We start from the raw sequence: 17,822 nt of genomic DNA, 5'->3' as shown, positions 1-17,822 counted from the left end.
ATGGCCCAGAAGATCATTCGTGTCGGCGACATCGAGATTGCCAACGACAAGCCCATGGTGCTGTTTGGTGGCATGAACGTGCTGGAAAGCCGCGACATGGCGATGCAGGTCTGCGAGGAATACGTGAAGGTCACCCAGAAGCTGGGTATCCCTTACGTCTTCAAGGCCAGCTTCGACAAGGCCAACCGCTCGTCCGTGACGTCCTACCGTGGCCCGGGCCTTGAAGAAGGCATGCGGATCTTCCAGGACATCAAGCAAGCCTTTGGCGTGCCGATCATCACCGACGTCCACGAGCCTGCCCAGGCCGCAGTCGTCGCCGAAGTCTGCGACATCATCCAGCTGCCGGCCTTCCTGTCGCGCCAGACCGACCTGGTGGTCGCGATGGCCAAGACCGGCGCGGTGATCAACATCAAGAAAGCCCAGTTCCTCGCGCCCCAGGAGATGAAACACATCCTGAGCAAGTGCGAAGAGGCCGGCAATGACCAGTTGATCCTCTGCGAACGTGGTTCGAGCTTCGGCTACAACAACCTGGTGGTGGACATGCTCGGCTTCGGCATCATGAAACAGTTCGAATACCCGGTGTTCTTCGACGTGACGCACGCCTTGCAGATGCCCGGTGGTCGCTCCGACTCCGCCGGCGGTCGTCGCGCCCAGGTCACTGATCTGGCCAAGGCCGGCATGAGCCAGTCCCTGGCCGGTCTGTTCCTCGAGGCCCACCCTGATCCGGACAACGCCAAGTGTGACGGCCCTTGTGCCTTGCGCTTGAACAAGCTGGAACCTTTCCTGTCTCAGCTCAAGGCATTGGATGAGCTGGTCAAGAGTTTTCCGACGATAGAAACCGCCTAACGCGGTTTTCTCCGGTAAAGTACCGCTCGATTATCGCTCTGGCCCGCTGGCCGCACTGCTCTTGTGGGAGCATGGCTTGCCAGCGATGGCGTCCTTGAGGGCCCCATCGCCGGCAAGCCGCGCTCCCACAGCGTTTTCGTCAACTTTGGAGTGTTTACAACAATGGCAAAAATCGTCGACATCAAAGGTCGTGAAGTTCTCGACTCCCGTGGCAACCCCACTGTCGAAGCGGACGTGCTTCTCGACAACGGCATCATCGGCAGCGCCTGCGCGCCGTCCGGTGCTTCCACTGGCTCGCGCGAAGCGCTGGAGCTGCGTGATGGCGACAAGAGCCGTTACCTGGGCAAGGGCGTGCTCAAAGCCGTCGCCAACATCAACGGTCCGATCCGCGACCTGCTGCTGGGCAAGGATCCTGCCGACCAGAAAGCCCTCGATCTGGCGATGATCAAGCTCGACGGTACTGAAAACAAAGCCTCCCTGGGCGCCAACGCGATCCTCGCCGTGTCCCTGGCCGCTGCCAAGGCCGCTGCCCAGGACCAGGACCTGCCGCTGTACGCCCACATCGCCAACCTCAACGGTACCCCGGGTGTCTACTCGATGCCGGTGCCGATGATGAACATCATCAACGGTGGCGAGCACGCCGATAACAACGTCGACATCCAGGAATTCATGGTGCAGCCGGTTGGCGCCAAGACCTTCTCCGAAGGCCTGCGCATGGGCACCGAGATTTTCCATCACCTCAAGGCTGTGCTCAAAGCCCGTGGCCTGAGCACCGCTGTTGGCGACGAAGGTGGTTTCGCTCCGAACCTGGCGTCCAACGAAGACGCGCTGAAAGTGATCTCTGAAGCCGTGGCCAACGCTGGCTACAAGCTGGGCACCGACGTGACCCTGGCCCTGGACTGCGCCGCCAGTGAGTTTTTCGAAGACGGTAAATACAACCTGTCTGGCGAAGGCCAGGTGTTCACCGCCGAAGGTTTCGCCGACTACCTCAAGGGCCTGACCGAGCGTTACCCGATCATCTCCATCGAAGACGGTCTGGACGAATCCGACTGGGCCGGCTGGAAAATCCTCACCGACAAGATCGGCGAGAAAACCCAGCTGGTGGGTGACGACCTGTTCGTGACCAACACCAAGATCCTGAAAGAAGGCATCGACAAGAAGATCGCCAACTCGATCCTGATCAAGTTCAACCAGATCGGCACCCTGACCGAAACCCTGGAAGCCATCCAGATGGCCAAGGCCGCTGGCTACACTGCCGTGATCTCCCATCGCTCCGGCGAAACCGAAGACTCGACCATCGCCGACCTGGCCGTGGGCACTGCGGCGGGCCAGATCAAGACCGGTTCGCTGTGCCGTTCCGACCGCGTTTCCAAGTACAACCAACTGCTGCGTATCGAAGAGCAATTGAACGGCAAGGCCAAGTACAACGGTCGCGCCGAGTTTCGCGGCTAAGCAGTAAATGGTAAAAAGACAGCGGATTGTGTCGAAAAAGTCGCCCTGGCGGCGGTTTTGCCTCTAATCTGATGCCTTATAAAGCACAAGCCTGGGTTTTCCAGGCTTCGTGCTATCAGACGTTTCAAAGTTTGGCATGGCTGTCTTTTTTCACTGGATACCTGATATTCGATGCGCAGTCCCAATTGGTTGTTTCTTGTCTTGCTCCTGTTGCTGGCTGGCCTGCAGTACCGCCTGTGGGTGGGCAATGGCAGTCTGGCGCAAGTGGCCGACCTGACTCAGCAAATAGCCGATCAGCACGCGGAAAACGAAGCGTTGCTGGAGCGTAATCGGGTGATGGACGCTGAGGTCAGCGAGTTGAAAAAAGGCATGGAGACCGTTGAAGAGCGGGCTCGCCATGAACTGGGCATGGTCAAGGAGGGTGAAACCCTCTACCAGTTGGCCCAATGAGTATCCGTTTGCCGGCCTTCTGGGCCGTGATTCCTGCCGCGGGCGTCGGTGCCCGTATGGCCGCGGACCGTCCCAAGCAATACTTGCAACTGGGCGGGCGCACAATTCTCGAACACAGCCTTGGCTGTTTCCTCGATCACCCGACCGTTAAAGGCGTGGTGGTCAGCGTTGCCCACGATGATCCCTACTGGCCGACCCTGGCCTGTGCCAGCGACCCGCGCATCCAGCGCGTGGACGGTGGCGAGCAGCGTTCGGATTCAGTGCTCAATGCCTTGCTGCACCTGCACGAACAGGGGGCGGACGATTACGATTGGGTGTTGGTGCACGACGCCGCCCGGCCGAACCTGGCCCGGGATGACCTCGATACCTTGCTCGGCGAGTTGGCGACCGATCCGGTCGGTGGCTTGCTGGCCGTCCCTGCGCGGGACACCCTCAAGCGCGTCGACAAACACGGCCGCGTACTGGAGACCGTTGATCGCAGCGTGATCTGGCAGGCCTATACACCGCAGATGTTTCGTCTCGGTGCCTTGCATCGGGCCCTGGCCGACAGCCTGGTGGCCGATGCGCTGATTACCGACGAAGCTTCCGCCATGGAATGGGCGGGGCAGGCACCGCGATTGATCGAAGGGCGGGCCGATAACATCAAGGTCACCCGGCCGGAAGATCTGGAGTGGTTGCGTCAGCGCTGGGTGAATCGGTATTAATCAGAGATGCGGTACGTCCTGAATCGCCATCGCGAGCAGGCTCGCTCCCACAAGGGATCTTGGCTGTACACAAAGTTTGCAGGCACTGAAGATCCAATGTGGGAGCGAGCCTGCTCGCGATAGCAATCGCTCAGACAACCCGAAAAACCAGTGCTACCCTCGATACTCCGGCCGCTGCGCCAACCCCTCCTTCAAGTAATCCACCAACTTGCGCACCTTCGGCGACAGATGCCGCTGCTGCGGGTATAGCGCCCACACCGCGGTATTCGGCGGCTGATGAGCCTCCAGCAGCGAGATCAACGCACCGCTGTGCAGATGTTCCAACACGTAATAATCCGGCAACTGACACAACCCCACGCCTTGCAGCGTTGCGTCCAATACCGCTTGCCCACTGTTACAGCGCCAGTTTCCTTGTACTCGCTGGGAAAATTCCCGCCCGTTCTGCTTCAGTTGCCAGATGTCGGAACTGCCGATCAGGCAATTGTGCCGGCTCAGTTCCGACAAACTATGGGGCCGGCCATAGCGTTCCAGGTAGGAGGGCGAGGCGCACAGGTACATGCGCCGTGGCGCGAGGCGGGTGGCGACCAGGCGTGAGTCCTGCAAGCGGCCCAGGCGTATGGCCAGGTCCAGGCCCTCATGCACCAGGTCCAAAGGGCGGTTGCTCAACTCGATGTCTACCCGCAATTGCGGGTAAAGCCCCATGAATCGCGTCACCAGCGGCACGATGAACCGTTCGCCATAGGCCACGGCACAGGTCATGCGCAGCATGCCCTTGGGTTCGCTGGTGAGATCGCCCACCGCTCGCAGCGCTTCCTCGCGGCCATCCTGCAGGCGCTGGCAATGCTGGAGAAAAGTCTGCCCGGCCTCGGTCAGGGTGACCCGGCGGGTGCTGCGATAGAGCAACCGTGTCTGTAGGCGTTCTTCCAGACGTACGATTTGTCGACTGATATGGGAAGACGAAACCCCGAGACGTTCGGCGGCAGCGGTGAATTGACTGCATTCGGCCACGGCGACGAACTCATCGATCCCTTCCCAGCGGTTGTCGGACATAGCTGATTATCCCTGTGCAGCAATAATGTTTTGCTTTTGGTTGGATTATTCATCGTCTGGCGGAGGATTACACTCCCGGTCTTGTTTTTTATTTGCTGGAGAATCCGGATGATCAAGTCGCGCGCTGCCGTTGCCTTCGAGGCCAAGAAACCCCTGGAAATCGTTGAAGTCGACGTCGCCATGCCCAAGGCGGGCGAAGTGCTGTTGCGCGTAGTGGCTTCGGGTGTCTGCCACACCGATGCCTACACCTTGTCGGGCGCTGATCCGGAAGGCATCTTCCCGTCGATCCTCGGCCATGAAGGCGGTGCCATTGTCGAAGCCATCGGCGAAGGCGTGACGTCGGTGGCGGTGGGTGACCATGTGATTCCGCTGTACACGCCGGAGTGCGGCCAGTGCAAATTCTGTAAGTCGGGCAAGACCAACCTCTGCCAGGCGATTCGCGCCACCCAGGGCAAAGGCTTGATGCCGGACGGCACTTCGCGCTTTTCCTACAAAGGCGAGACGATTTTCCACTACATGGGCACCTCGACATTCTCCGAGTACACCGTGCTGCCGGAAATCTCTGTCGCGAAGATCCCAAAAGAAGCGCCGCTGGAAAAAGTCTGCCTGTTGGGTTGTGGCGTCACCACTGGCATTGGCGCGGTGATCAACACCGCCAAGGTCAAGCCGGGTGACACCGTGGCGATCTTCGGCCTGGGCGGCATCGGTCTGTCGGCGGTGATTGGCGCGGTGAAGGCCAAGGCCTCGCGCATCATCGCCATCGACATCAACCCCGCCAAGTTCGAAATCGCCAAGCAACTGGGCGCCACCGATTGCGTCAACCCGAAAGACTTCGACCGTCCGATCCAGGAAGTCATCGTCGACATGACTGACGGCGGCGTGGACTTTTCCTTCGAGTGCATCGGCAATGTCCAACTGATGCGTGCCGCGCTGGAATGCTGCCACAAGGGTTGGGGTGAGTCGGTGATCATCGGTGTCGCCGGCGCCGGCCAGGAAATCGCCACCCGTCCATTCCAGTTGGTGACCGGACGCGTCTGGCGCGGCTCGGCGTTTGGTGGCGTGCGCGGGCGCAGCGAGTTGCCAAGCTATGTGGAAATGGCCGAGAAGGGCGAGATCCCGCTGGATACCTTCATCACCCACACCATGGGCCTGGAAGATATCAACAAGGCATTCGACCTGATGCATGAAGGCAAGAGCATCCGCACCGTCATTCATTTCTGAGGTCGGTCATGAGTCTGGAAAACATTTCCTGCCAGAAAAGCTTCGGCGGCTGGCACAAGCGTTACCGGCACCGTTCCGAAGTGCTCGGGTGTGACATGGTGTTTGCCGTGTACCTGCCGCCGCAAGCCGAGCAGGGCGGCAAGCTGCCGGTGCTGTATTGGTTGTCCGGGTTGACCTGTACCGACGAAAACTTCATGCAAAAGGCCGGTGCCCAGCGCATGGCCGCCGAGTTGGGGTTGATCATCGTTGCGCCGGACACCAGCCCCCGTGGCGCCGATGTGCCGGGCGATCCGGACGGTGCCTGGGATTTCGGCCTGGGGGCGGGCTTTTATCTGAACGCCACGCAGGAACCATGGGCACGGCACTATCGGATGCATGACTACGTGGTGCAGGAATTGCCGACACTGGTCGAAGCGCATTTCCCGGCCTCGGATAAACGCGGCATCAGTGGTCATTCCATGGGCGGCCACGGCGCGTTGGTCTGCGCCTTGCGCAACCCCGGGCGCTATCGTTCGGTGTCGGCCTTTTCGCCGATCAACAATCCGATGGATTGCCCATGGGGCCAGAAGGCGTTCTCTCGTTACCTGGGGGAAGACCGCTCGAAATGGCGTGAATGGGATGCCTGCGCGTTGATCTCCGAAGCCGACGAAAAACTGCCATTGCTGGTGGATCAGGGCGATCGCGATGACTTCCTGGCTAATCAACTCAAGCCCGAAGTCCTGCAGCAAGCTGCCAAGGCCGCTGGTCATCCGCTGGAGTTGCGCCTGCAACCGGGCTACGACCACAGCTACTTCTTCATCGCCAGCTTCATTGACGACCACTTGCAGCATCATGCGCGCGCTCTAAACGCCTAATGCAGGTAGAATCACGCCCTGACAAAAATCGGGGCGTTTTTTTATGCGTATTGGCCACGGCTACGATGTTCACCGTTTCGCTGAAGGCGACTTCATTACTCTGGGCGGCGTGCGGATCGCACACGGCTTCGGGCTGCTCGCGCATTCTGACGGTGATGTCCTGCTGCACGCCTTGAGCGATGCCTTGCTCGGCGCGGCTGCCCTGGGTGACATCGGCAAGCACTTCCCCGACACCGACCCGCAGTTCAAGGGCGCCGACAGCCGCGTGTTGCTGCGGCATGTGGTCTCGCTGATCCACGCCAAGGGCTGGAAAGTCGGCAATGTCGATAACACCATCGTTGCCCAGGCCCCCAAGATGGCGCCGCACATCGAAGCGATGCGCCGGTTGATCGCCGAGGATCTTCAAGTTGAGTTGGACCAAGTGAACGTGAAAGCCACCACCACCGAGAAGCTGGGTTTCGTCGGTCGCGAAGAAGGCATTGCCGTCCACTCCGTTGCCTTGTTGCTGCGCCCATGACTGAACTGGAACTGTTGGGGCCGCGGGCCTACGGCGAATCGTTGGGCAGCGCGGTACTCAAGGCCAGCGCTGAAGATTTCCAGGTCGATGAAGTGCTGGATATCCCGTTGAGCGGTGATGGCGAGCACCTGTGGATCTGGGTTGAAAAACGTGGCTTGAACACCGAAGAAGCGGCCCGGCGAATCGCCAAGGCCGCCGGCGTGCCGCTGCGCACCGTCAGCTACGCCGGGCTCAAGGACCGCCAGGCCTTGACCCGCCAGTGGTTCAGCGTCCAATTGCCGGGCAAGGCCGATCCGGACCTGTCGACGGCAGAGAACGACACACTGAAGATCCTCAAGACCGCACGCCACCGGCGCAAGCTGCAACGCGGCGCGCACTCGGCCAACGGCTTTACCTTGCGCCTGACCCAATTCAAGGGCGACACGGCGGCAATCGACGCGCGCCTGCAACAGATTGTCCGCCAGGGCATCCCCAACTATTTTGGCGCCCAGCGCTTCGGGCATGACGGTGGCAATGTCGTCGATGCCCGTGCCTGGGCGGCGCGCAAGGCCTTGCCGGAGCAGCGCAATGTGCGCTCGCGGCTGTTGTCTACCGCCCGCAGTTTTCTGTTCAACCGGGTGTTGGCTGAGCGGGTCGCCGACGGTACCTGGCAGAAAGCCCAGGTGGGTGACTTGCTCGCCTTCACCGACAGTCGCAGCTTCTTTCCGGCCGGCGAGGCTGAATGCAGCGATCCGCGCCTGGCGATCCTCGATCTGCACCCGACCGGGCCGCAGTGGGGCGAGGGGCCTTCACCTGCCGCCGGCGCGACCTTTGAGCTGGAACAGGCCATTGCCGAAGGCGAAGCCGATTTGCGCGACTGGTTGATAAACGCGGGAATGAGTCACGAACGTCGCATCCTGCGACTGCCCATTGGCGGGCTCTCGTGGCATTATCCCTCGCCTGACATTCTGCAACTGGAATTCGTCCTGCCGGCCGGATGTTTCGCCACTGTCTTGGTGCGCGAACTCGTCGATCTGGTGCCGGTGGGGCAGACGGACAGCCCATGCGTATTCTGATTTCTAACGACGACGGGGTGACTGCACCCGGTCTTGCCGCGCTTTATGCTGCGCTGGCGGATTTTGCCGAGTGCGTGGTCATCGCCCCGGACCAGGACAAAAGCGGCGCCAGCAGCTCGCTGACGCTCGACCGTCCGTTGCACCCCTGCTATCTGGATAACGGTTTCATCAGCCTCAATGGCACACCGACCGATTGCGTGCACCTGGGTATCAACGGGTTGCTGGAACGCGCGCCGGACATGGTGGTGTCGGGCATCAACCTGGGCGCCAACCTGGGGGATGACGTGCTTTATTCGGGCACGGTCGCCGCGGCCCTGGAGGGACGCTTCCTGGAAAAACCATCGTTTGCCTTTTCGTTTGTTTCACGCCAGGTCGACAACTTGCCTACCGCCGCCTATTTCGCCCGTAAATTGGTCGAAGCCCACGGTGCGCTGGACCTGCCGCCACGCACGGTGCTGAACGTGAATATCCCCAACCTGCCGCTCGATCACATCCGTGGCATCCAGCTCACTCGCCTGGGCCACCGTGCCCGCGCCGCCAAGCCGATGCACGTCGTCGACCCGCGCGGCAAGGCCGGTTACTGGATCGCCGCGGCCGGTGATGCCGAAGACGGTGGGCCGGGCACCGATTTCCATGCGGTCATGCAGGGGTATGTCTCGATCACGCCGTTGCAACTGGACCGTACCTTCAACGACGCCTTTCGAAATCTCGATGGCTGGCTGGAGGGGCTGCGCTGATGGCTCGTGAGCAAGACGATATGCTGCGCCGGGGAATCGGCATGACCTCCCAGCGCACCCGTGAACGACTGATCCAGCGTCTCTACGAAGAAGGCCTGTCCAACGCCCAGGTGTTGGAGGTGATTCGCCGCACGCCGCGTCATCTGTTCGTCGATGAAGCCCTGGCCCATCGCGCCTATGAAGATACGGCATTGCCGATCGGCCACAACCAGACCATTTCCCAGCCGTACATGGTGGCCCGCATGAGCGAGTTGCTGCTGGAGGCGGGGCCGCTGGACAAGGTGTTGGAGATCGGTACCGGTTCGGGTTACCAGACGGCGGTGTTGTCGCAGTTGGTGGAGCGGGTGTTTTCCGTTGAGCGGATCAAGGTATTGCAGGATCGCGCCAAGGAACGCCTGGTTGAGTTGAACCTGCGTAACGTGGTGTTTCGTTGGGGCGATGGCTGGGAAGGCTGGCCGGCCCTGGCGCCTTATAACGGCATCATTGTGACCGCGGTGGCCACCGATGTACCCCAGGCCCTGTTGGATCAACTTGCTCCTGGTGGGCGGCTGGTCATTCCAGTGGGGGCCGGCGAGGTTCAGCAATTGATGCTGATCGTGCGTGAAGAACACGGTTTCTCGCGGCATGTCCTGGGTGCGGTGCGATTCGTGCCGTTGCTCAATGGGCCATTGGCCTGAGCATTTATAAACAGACGCTGAATTCTGCGGCATCGGCTGTGTCTTACAGCGACGCTGCTTTATGAAACAGCGGGCAATGGTGTCGAGCAAACGTGTGCGGCGACACTTCGCACCTCATTAATAGAGGCGCGGTCGCTGCCAGCTATATTTGTATGATTTCTGCCTGGACAGGCAGTGTCCAATTTTTCAGCCACCACAAAGGGAGCGGCGGGTGAGTCTCACAGTCATTGCGCAGCGTATGGGTATCACGAGCTTTCAGCGCCTGGTGACTGGCCTTGTCTTGAGCACTTTGCTGGTCGGATGTTCCAGTACGCCATCGAGCAACGTCCGGGTTGTCGATCGCAACAGTGCAGCACCTCAACGTCCTACAGTAACGACCGGCCAGTATGTAGTCCGTCGCGGCGATACTCTGTTTTCCATCGCTTTTCGTTATGGCTGGGACTACAAGGCCCTCGCGGCGCGGAACAACATTCCTGCGCCTTATACGATCCACCCCGGTCAGACGATTCGCTTCGATGGCCGCAGCGGTTCAACGCCAACCGCAGTGGTGACGCAGTCGGGATCGACGGCTTCGTCGTCGAGTAAAACCACGGTCATTCGCCGCCCGGCGGGGGCTGCAACGGCGACAGTACCGTCCGTCGCGAGCAAACCGCCCCCCGCTCCGATGCCTCCGGCAGGCCCCGCCCCGACAGGCTGGGGATGGCCTTCTAATGGCGTTCTTATTGGAAAATTCTCTTCAAACGGTAGTTTGAATAAAGGAATTGATATCGCCGGGGATTTGGGACAGCCTGTTTTAGCCGCGTCTGATGGCACGGTTGTGTACGCCGGGAGTGGTTTGAGGGGCTACGGCGAACTCGTGATCATCAAACACAGCGATACCTACGTCAGTGCCTACGGTCACAACCGCAGGCTGTTGGTTCGGGAGGGGCAGCAGGTCAAGGTCGGACAGACAATTGCCGAAATGGGATCGACGGGAACGGACCGGGTGAAACTGCACTTTGAGATTCGCCGACAAGGGAAGCCTGTAGATCCGCTGCAATTCCTGCCACGTCGTTGATTTGATTGTCAGCCTGTTCCGTCACGTAGAGGGAACAGGCTCCAGCGTTGCCAAGGATAAAGGCGTCGCTTGAGCTTGAGGTCGAACTCACCAAAGGACTATAACAATGGCTCTCAGTAAAGAAGTGCCGGAGTTTGACATCGACGATGAGGTTCTCCTTATGGAGACCGGCATCGCTATGGATTCGATGTCGAATGATGAAGGGGCGACTCCACCTTCCGTTCGTGCCAAATCCAGACACTCCGCTTCACTTAAACAACATAAGTACATCGATTACACCCGGGCGCTGGACGCCACTCAGCTGTACCTCAACGAAATCGGTTTCTCGCCACTGCTTTCCCCCGAGGAAGAAGTTCATTTTGCGCGGCTGTCGCAAAGTGGCGACCCGGCCGGTCGAAAACGCATGATTGAAAGCAACCTGCGCCTGGTGGTGAAAATCGCCCGACGCTACGTCAATCGCGGGCTTTCGCTGCTGGACCTGATCGAAGAGGGCAACCTGGGCCTGATTCGCGCCGTGGAAAAATTCGACCCCGAACGCGGCTTCCGTTTCTCGACCTACGCCACCTGGTGGATCCGCCAGACCATCGAACGGGCGATCATGAATCAGACCCGGACCATCCGGTTGCCGATTCATGTGGTCAAGGAGCTGAACGTCTACCTGCGGGCCGCCCGTGAGTTGACCCAGAAACTCGACCATGAACCCTCACCCGAAGAAATCGCCAACCTGCTGGAAAAACCGGTAGGCGAGGTCAAGCGCATGCTTGGGCTCAACGAGCGGGTGTCCTCGGTGGACGTTTCGCTGGGACCGGACTCGGATAAAACCCTGCTCGATACCCTCACCGACGATCGCCCCACGGACCCGTGCGAGCTGCTTCAGGATGATGACCTGTCCCAGAGCATCGACCAGTGGCTTTCGGAGCTGACCGACAAGCAACGGGAAGTGGTGATTCGCCGCTTCGGCTTGCGAGGTCATGAAAGCAGCACCCTGGAAGATGTAGGTCTGGAGATCGGCCTGACCCGTGAGCGGGTCCGGCAGATCCAGGTAGAAGGCCTCAAGCGTTTGCGAGAGATCCTGGAGAAAAACGGCTTGTCGAGCGAGTCGCTGTTCCAGTGACATGAAGCTCAATGCAGCAGCGAAAGCCCCGACTGGTTCGGGGCTTTTTCGTGTCTGCGGTGACTGCTTTCCAATCTCATTCTATTTGTAGTTCCGGCTTGTAAGCTTTTGCCTAGTATTGCGTAAGCGTTTGGTTTCCCATTGCCGGGATAGACGACTATGGAAGCCGTAAATATTTCTGTACTTCCTTGATTTACAATGAAAATTTAATTGATGAACGTAGTGTGACAACGTGCTTTGACGGTATCAGGCGAATTGCACTCGTCCGGGAAATCACTAATATCAGTCCTGTGTCGACGGACAGACACACCCGTCAAGGACGATGGGGAAGGAAGGACATCGCAGGACGCGATTCATCAGGATGATGAATAGGATTAAAGGGATTAGGGAAAAAATGTGGGCGGGTCAAACCGCCCCTTTTTTTTGCCTGCGATTTTGTTCCAGGCAGCAAAAAGGCCCGCGAGGGGCCTTTTCGAGGAGCGCCGGGGTAATCAGCGTTCGAGGTCTGCGATCTTGCCAGGCTTGCCATCCCACTCTTCAGCGTCCGGCAGGGCGTCTTTCTTCTCGGTGATATTCGGCCAGATATCCGCCAGCTCGGCGTTCAGCTCGATGAAGTTCTCCATGCCGGCCGGCACTTCATCCTCCGAGAAAATGGCATTTGCCGGGCATTCCGGTTCACACAGGGCGCAGTCGATGCACTCGTCCGGGTGAATGACCAGGAAGTTCGGGCCTTCGTAAAAGCAGTCCACCGGACAGACTTCTACGCAGTCGGTGTACTTGCACTTGATGCAGTTGTCGGTGACGACGAAGGTCATTTCTAATTCTCTCCTCAGGCGGCGGCAGCGAATCCCCTTCACGGGTGGGGTCGCCAGGTTCGGGAGCGGTAGTCTGCGAACCAGGCTAATAGTCCGCAGCATCCCAAACCGCGCGAGATTCTAACAGCTTGAAAGCCTGTGCGTTAGATCCGTGTCTTCAATGTATAGAGTAAATCCAGCGCCCGACGTGGAGTCAGGTCGTCCAGATCGAGCTTGGCCAGTTCATCGAGCACCGGATGGGGCAGGCTGGCGAACAGGTCGCTTTGCTGTGGAGCGGCCGGTTTGCCTTTGGTCGGGCGCGGTGCTTCGTGGGGCAGGCTGGTGGTTTCCAGGCGGCTCAGATGCTCGCGGGCACGGCTGATCACTTCGCTCGGCACGCCGGCCAGTTGCGCCACCGCCAGGCCGTAGCTCTGGCTGGCCGGGCCGGGCAGCACGTGGTGCAGGAAGACGATGCGTTCGTTGTGCTCGGTGGCGTTGAGGTGCACGTTGGCCACCAGCGGCTGGCTTTCCGGCAGTACCGTCAGCTCGAAGTAGTGGGTGGCGAACAGGGTGTAGGCTCGCAAATGCGCCAGCCGTTCGGCCGCCGCCCAGGCCAGGGACAGGCCATCGAAGGTGCTGGTGCCGCGTCCGACTTCGTCCATCAGCACCAGGCTGCGTTCGGTGGCGTTGTGCAGGATGTTCGCGGTTTCGCTCATTTCCACCATGAAGGTCGAGCGCCCACCGGCCAGGTCATCGCTGGAGCCGATCCGGGTGAAGATCCGGTCCACCAGGGACAATTCGCAGCTCGCCGCCGGTACGAAGCTGCCGATATGAGCCAGCAGCACGATCAAGGCAGTCTGGCGCATGTAGGTGGATTTACCGCCCATGTTCGGACCGGTGATCACCAGCATGCGGGTGTTGTCGTCCAGGCTCAGGTCGTTGGCCACGAACGGCGTGGTCAACACTTGCTCGACCACCGGGTGACGACCCTGGCTGATGCGCATGCACGGCTCGCTGACGAAGCGTGGGCAGTTGAGGTCCAGGTTCAGCGCGCGTTCGGCCAGGTTGCTCAGCACGTCCAGTTCCGCCAGGGCGCTGGCAGTGTCCTGCAAGGGGGGCAGTTGGCTGATCAGATCCTCGAGCAGTGCTTCATAGAGCATCTTTTCCCGGGCCAGGGCGCGGCTCTTGGCCGACAGCGCCTTGTCTTCGAACGCCTTGAGCTCCGGGGTGATGAAGCGCTCGGCACCCTTGAGGGTCTGGCGACGAACGTAGTCGGCCGGGGCCTGTTCGGCCTGCTTGCTCGGCAACTCGATGAAATAACCGTGGATGCGGTTGTAGCCGACCTTGAGGTTGGCCAGGCCAGTGCGGGCTTTTTCCCGGGCTTCGAGGTCGATCAGGAACTGGCCGGCGTTCTCGCTCAGCGATTGCAGTTCGTCGAGTTCGGCGTCGTAGCCGGTTTTCAGCACGCCACCGTCACGGATCACTGCCGGTGGGTTATCGATAATGGCTTTTTCCAGCAGCGCAGCCAGCTCCGGGTAGGTGCTGGTGGTTCGTGCCAGTTGTTGCAGGTGCGGTGCTTCGAGGTCGGTCATCGCCACTTGCAGCTCGGGCAGGGCACCGAGGGCATCGCGCAGGCGCGCCAGGTCGCGGGGACGGGCGTTGCGCAGGCCGATACGGGCCAGGATGCGCTCGATGTCACCGATTTCCTTGAGCTGCGGTTGCAACTGCTCGAAGCGATAGCGATCCAGCAGGCAGGTAATGGAGGACTGACGCGCCAGCAGCACGGTCAGGTCGCGCAGCGGACGGTTCAGCCAGCGGGTCAGCAGGCGGCTGCCCATGGCGGTCTGGCAACGGTCGACCACCGATTGCAGGGTATTGTCGCGGCCGCCGGCCAGGTTGGTGTCCAGTTCCAGGTTGCGCCGGCTCGCGCCGTCCAGCACCACCGTATCATCCAGACGCTCGTGACGCAGGCTGCGCAAGTGGGGCAGGGCGGTGCGCTGGGTTTCCTTGGCGTAGGCCAAGAGGCAACCGGCGGCGCCGATGGCCAGGGTCAGGTTTTCGCAGCCGAAGCCCTTGAGGTCCTGGGTGGAAAACTGCTGGCAGAGACTTTTCAGCGCCGAATCACGCTCAAAATCCCACGGCGCCCGACGCCGCACGCCACGGCGTTTTTCTGCCGGCAGGTCTTTGGGCCAGTCGTCCGGGATCAACAGCTCTACCGGGTTGACCCGCTCAAGCTCCGCCAGCAGGTTTTCCCAGCCCTTGATTTCCAGTACCGAGAAATTGCCGCTGGTGATGTCCAGCACCGCCAGGCCGAACAGGCGCTCATCGCCGAGCACTGCGGCGATCAGGTTGTCCCGGCGTTCATCCAGCAAGGCCTCGTCACTGACCGTGCCCGGGGTGATGATCCGTACGACTTGGCGTTCCACGGGCCCTTTGCTGGTGGCCGGGTCGCCGACTTGCTCGCAGATCACTACGGACTCGCCGAGCTTGACCAGCTTCGCCAGGTAACCTTCCGCCGCATGGTAAGGAATCCCACACATCGGAATCGCCATGCCCGCCGACTGCCCACGCGCCGTCAGAGTGATGTCCAACAACTTGGCGGCTTTCTTCGCATCTTCGTAGAAGATCTCGTAGAAGTCGCCCATGCGGTAGAACATCAGCTGATCGGGGTGCTGGTTCTTCAGGCGCCAGTATTGCTGCATCATTGGCGTGTGGCTGGAGAGGTCGTTCACGGCTGTATTCATGGGTGTCAGGGAAGCTCGTTGAAAGGTGTGGGGCAAAAGGAGGGGCATTGGCCCGGCTTTTCCGCGATGGGCGCAAGGTTAACATGGGCGGTCTGGTGCTACCCATATGTGAGTGGTTTTTGGGGTTGGGTGTATCGGGGATTGGGTGTATATCCGTTGCTGCGGTAACGGCCTCTTATGGTTCCGCCCTGACGGCGGGTCACTTTCGAAAAGCGCGAAAGTAACCAAAGCGCTTTTGCCCCACCACTTGGCACCTCGCCTAGGCTCGGTGTGCCCTCACTCCGGCATTGCTCCGTGGGCCCGCCGCGAAGGACCATCCATGGTCCAGCGCGGCTATCCCGGCATCCATGCCGGGATGCCCACTACGCAATACCTGCGTTCGGCCAGCGTGGTTAACGGGGCGCCGAGATCAACGTCCACCGCGAGGCGGCCTGATAGCCGACCTGGTTCTTGGTGAGACCGCGTTTCCCCTGTGGGAGCGGGCTTGCTCGCGAAAGCGGCCTGACAGCCGGCCTGTCTCTCCGGCTGTGCTCCGATCCAATTGTGGGAGCGAGCCTGCTCGCGATGACGGCAGCCAATACAACTTAGTTGTCACTAGACTACCGCTATCGCGAGCAAGCTCGCTCCCACATGGGGTAGTCGGGCTTCTCTTAGGTCTCGGCTTGCATCATGAATGCTTACCTCACCTCAACCACATCCAACGCCCGATTCGCCAGCAACTGGCTCAGCTCGATCATCTGCTGGACCCCCAGGGCGATATTCCGTCGCGAGCCCTTCAGGTCGAATGCCAGGTCGCTGACCATGGCGTTGGCCGAGGCCAGGGTTTCGCTGAGGTTGGCGAGCAGGCATTCGGCGTCGATATTCGGGGCGATGATGAAAAGGGTATCGGATGTGTCGCCGGTTTCTTTGTCGGCTTTCGGTTTGAGGTAATAGTCCAGAGCGCGAGTAGCCGCGTCGTCGAGTTTTTTGGCGTTGGCTGATTGGCTGCGGGAGACGTGATCGTCTGGGGGACTTGGTGTGTTCTTCGGCATTCTATGGATCCTTGAAGTTGAGCCACCACTCACTCGCGACTAAACGAGGGGTGGCAGCTGTACGCAGGTTAGTCGACCGGGGATCCAAGAAACCGGCGCGCCCGAGGGCGCCCTGCGCACAGCTACCATCAAGTGCAGGAATAGAAGTACCTGACTGAATGGAGCAATGAGCACCTTGGAATACCGAGCGACTAAACCCGATCACTGATGGGCAGTGACAGGATCAAAAGTACCGATAGGCCCCAAAGCGCACAGGCCGGCGGATTCTGGCGTAGGTGTAGGCAGAGACGCAAGGCAACGTAGCCTTGCGTCACACATTTGAAGGACGGATTTGAAGTCTTTTCCTAGGGACGTGTAGGGCGAATTCCCCATGTGATCAGCAGGGGCATCAGATATGGAGCCAAGCTCCTGTGGCGAGGGGATTTATCCCCGTTGGGCTGCGTAGCAGCCCCTAAGTGGCTAGTGCGCCTGGGGTGGAATTTAGGGCCGCTTCGCGTCCCAGCGGGGATAAATCCCCTCGCCACAGTGAATCAAATGAGGCTTGAGTGAGGCGTATTGCCTATTTATGCAAAACAGCATTTGTCTTCTGCAAAAAGAACAAGCATCATGCGCGTTATGCAAAAACGCAACGTTTCTACCGTATTAAGAGCATTGCTCGATCAGCACGGGATCTCCCCCACGGAGCTTCACCGTCGTACCGGCGTGCCTCAGTCCACTCTCTCGCGGATACTCAGCGGCAAGATCGTCGACCCTTCGGATAAACACATCTCGAAGATCGCCGAATACTTCGCCGTGAGCACCGACCAGTTGCGCGGGCGCGCGGACGTTGTGCCTGCCGGCAATGCTCGTCGCGACGAGCCGCATTCCGAACTCAAGGACATAAGCCTGTGGGATGACGATACCCCCGTCGAAGAAGACGAGGTGTCGGTCCCTTTTCTGCGTGAGGTTGAATTGGCTGCTGGATCAGGAAGATTCGTCATCGAGGAAAGCGAGCGCTCTAGCCTGCGCTTCGGCAAACGCAGCCTGCGCCATAACGGCGTTCAGTTCGACCAGGCCAAGTGCGTGACGGTGCGCGGCAACAGCATGTTGCCGGTGCTGCGCGATGGGGCAACGGTCGGGGTGAACGCAGGCAAGTGCGGGATCGGCGACATCGTCGACGGCGACCTCTATGCCATCAATCACAACGGTCAGTTGCGGGTGAAGCAGCTTTACCGTCTGCCCACCGGCATCCGCCTGCGTAGCTTCAACCGTGACGAGCATCCGGATGAGGACTACACCTTCCAGGAAATGCAGGAGGAGCAAATCGTCATCCTCGGCCACGTCTTCTGGTGGGGCATGTACGCCCGCTAACCCATCCCCTGTCAGATAAAACCCGCCGCCGTGCGGGTTTTTTTTCGCCTCCCTGAAAACCCACAACTCCCGTGTTTACAAGGGCTCCATGCATTTGCGCATTCTTCATGCATAAATAAATGCATTTGCGCATTGACTGTATATGCATCAATGCATATTCTGTGTCCAA

At 60.0% G+C, this 17,822-nt stretch carries 17 protein-coding genes; 13 read left to right on the top strand and 4 right to left on the bottom strand.

The window, feature by feature from the left end; all coding sequences use genetic code 11:
• The 4 genes from kdsA (at nucleotide 1) to ispD (ending at nucleotide 3,452) form a co-directional block, all read left to right on the top strand.
• A complete protein-coding gene (kdsA, locus tag AC30D9_RS11595) occupies nucleotides 1-846 on the top strand; it encodes a 3-deoxy-8-phosphooctulonate synthase (RefSeq protein ID WP_047227577.1) in 846 nt (281 codons plus the stop codon).
• Nucleotides 847-1,008: 162 nt separating this feature from the next.
• On the top strand, nucleotides 1,009-2,298 hold the full coding sequence (gene eno / locus AC30D9_RS11590) for a phosphopyruvate hydratase (protein ID WP_134922992.1): 1,290 nt from the start codon (nucleotides 1,009-1,011) through the stop codon (nucleotides 2,296-2,298).
• Nucleotides 2,299-2,469: 171 nt separating this feature from the next.
• On the top strand, nucleotides 2,470-2,748 hold the full coding sequence (gene ftsB, locus AC30D9_RS11585; protein WP_025212129.1) for a cell division protein FtsB: 279 nt from the start codon (nucleotides 2,470-2,472) through the stop codon (nucleotides 2,746-2,748).
• Nucleotides 2,745-3,452 (top strand): 2-C-methyl-D-erythritol 4-phosphate cytidylyltransferase, encoded by a 708-nt coding sequence (ispD, locus tag AC30D9_RS11580; protein WP_490144065.1) that lies wholly within the window; start codon nucleotides 2,745-2,747, stop codon nucleotides 3,450-3,452. The genes ftsB and ispD overlap by 4 nt, the downstream gene beginning before the upstream one ends.
• A 153-nt stretch (nucleotides 3,453-3,605) precedes the next feature.
• Here the strand turns inward: ispD and AC30D9_RS11575 are convergent, their stop codons facing one another.
• On the bottom strand, nucleotides 3,606-4,502 hold the full coding sequence (locus AC30D9_RS11575) for a LysR substrate-binding domain-containing protein (RefSeq protein ID WP_490144064.1): 897 nt from the start codon (nucleotides 4,500-4,502) through the stop codon (nucleotides 3,606-3,608).
• Nucleotides 4,503-4,610: 108 nt separating this feature from the next.
• Here AC30D9_RS11575 and AC30D9_RS11570 point away from each other — a divergent pair, with 108 nt between their 5' ends.
• From AC30D9_RS11570 to rpoS, 8 genes are all read left to right on the top strand, one after another.
• Nucleotides 4,611-5,723: an S-(hydroxymethyl)glutathione dehydrogenase/class III alcohol dehydrogenase gene (locus AC30D9_RS11570; RefSeq protein ID WP_024779034.1), complete on the top strand. Its 1,113-nt coding sequence runs from the start codon at nucleotides 4,611-4,613 to the stop codon at nucleotides 5,721-5,723.
• Nucleotides 5,724-5,731: 8 nt separating this feature from the next.
• Nucleotides 5,732-6,577 carry an S-formylglutathione hydrolase gene (gene fghA / locus AC30D9_RS11565; RefSeq protein WP_490144063.1) on the top strand — a complete coding sequence of 282 codons (846 nt, stop codon included), beginning with the start codon at nucleotides 5,732-5,734 and terminating at the stop codon, nucleotides 6,575-6,577.
• Nucleotides 6,578-6,620: 43 nt separating this feature from the next.
• Nucleotides 6,621-7,094, top strand: coding sequence for a 2-C-methyl-D-erythritol 2,4-cyclodiphosphate synthase (gene ispF, locus AC30D9_RS11560; protein WP_109756625.1), 474 nt, complete (start codon nucleotides 6,621-6,623; stop codon nucleotides 7,092-7,094).
• Nucleotides 7,091-8,149, top strand: a complete 1,059-nt coding sequence (gene truD, locus AC30D9_RS11555) for a tRNA pseudouridine(13) synthase TruD (protein WP_490144062.1) — start codon at nucleotides 7,091-7,093, stop codon at nucleotides 8,147-8,149. The genes ispF and truD overlap by 4 nt, the downstream gene beginning before the upstream one ends.
• Nucleotides 8,137-8,886: a 5'/3'-nucleotidase SurE gene (gene surE / locus AC30D9_RS11550; protein WP_109756623.1), complete on the top strand. Its 750-nt coding sequence runs from the start codon at nucleotides 8,137-8,139 to the stop codon at nucleotides 8,884-8,886. The genes truD and surE overlap by 13 nt, the downstream gene beginning before the upstream one ends.
• 41 nt (nucleotides 8,887-8,927) lie before the next feature.
• On the top strand, nucleotides 8,928-9,563 hold the full coding sequence (locus tag AC30D9_RS11545; RefSeq protein WP_161796107.1) for a protein-L-isoaspartate(D-aspartate) O-methyltransferase: 636 nt from the start codon (nucleotides 8,928-8,930) through the stop codon (nucleotides 9,561-9,563).
• Between the two features lie 211 nt (nucleotides 9,564-9,774).
• A complete protein-coding gene (locus tag AC30D9_RS11540) occupies nucleotides 9,775-10,620 on the top strand; it encodes a peptidoglycan DD-metalloendopeptidase family protein (protein ID WP_134922998.1) in 846 nt (281 codons plus the stop codon).
• 106 nt (nucleotides 10,621-10,726) lie between these two features.
• On the top strand, nucleotides 10,727-11,734 hold the full coding sequence (gene rpoS, locus AC30D9_RS11535; protein ID WP_047227588.1) for an RNA polymerase sigma factor RpoS: 1,008 nt from the start codon (nucleotides 10,727-10,729) through the stop codon (nucleotides 11,732-11,734).
• A 491-nt stretch (nucleotides 11,735-12,225) separates the two neighbouring features.
• Here the strand turns inward: rpoS and fdxA are convergent, their stop codons facing one another.
• The 3 genes from fdxA to AC30D9_RS11520 all read right to left on the bottom strand — a co-directional run bounded on the left by fdxA (nucleotide 12,226) and on the right by AC30D9_RS11520 (nucleotide 16,303).
• On the bottom strand, nucleotides 12,226-12,549 hold the full coding sequence (gene fdxA / locus AC30D9_RS11530; RefSeq protein WP_003184854.1) for a ferredoxin FdxA: 324 nt from the start codon (nucleotides 12,547-12,549) through the stop codon (nucleotides 12,226-12,228).
• 143 nt (nucleotides 12,550-12,692) lie between these two features.
• Nucleotides 12,693-15,260: a DNA mismatch repair protein MutS gene (gene mutS / locus AC30D9_RS11525; RefSeq protein WP_162893893.1), complete on the bottom strand. Its 2,568-nt coding sequence runs from the start codon at nucleotides 15,258-15,260 to the stop codon at nucleotides 12,693-12,695.
• Between the two features lie 689 nt (nucleotides 15,261-15,949).
• Nucleotides 15,950-16,303, bottom strand: coding sequence for a DUF6124 family protein (locus AC30D9_RS11520; protein ID WP_490144061.1), 354 nt, complete (start codon nucleotides 16,301-16,303; stop codon nucleotides 15,950-15,952).
• 615 nt (nucleotides 16,304-16,918) lie between these two features.
• Between AC30D9_RS11520 and AC30D9_RS11515 the strand changes: the two genes are divergently transcribed.
• Nucleotides 16,919-17,653, top strand: a complete 735-nt coding sequence (locus AC30D9_RS11515) for a LexA family transcriptional regulator (protein WP_134926582.1) — start codon at nucleotides 16,919-16,921, stop codon at nucleotides 17,651-17,653.
• Nucleotides 17,654-17,822 lie beyond the last annotated feature (169 nt).

It is taken from the genome of Pseudomonas sp. DF11 (assembly GCF_058148565.1).
The sequence above is the reverse complement of the archived record's forward strand: the minus strand, read 5'-3'. Positions and strand labels throughout refer to the sequence as shown.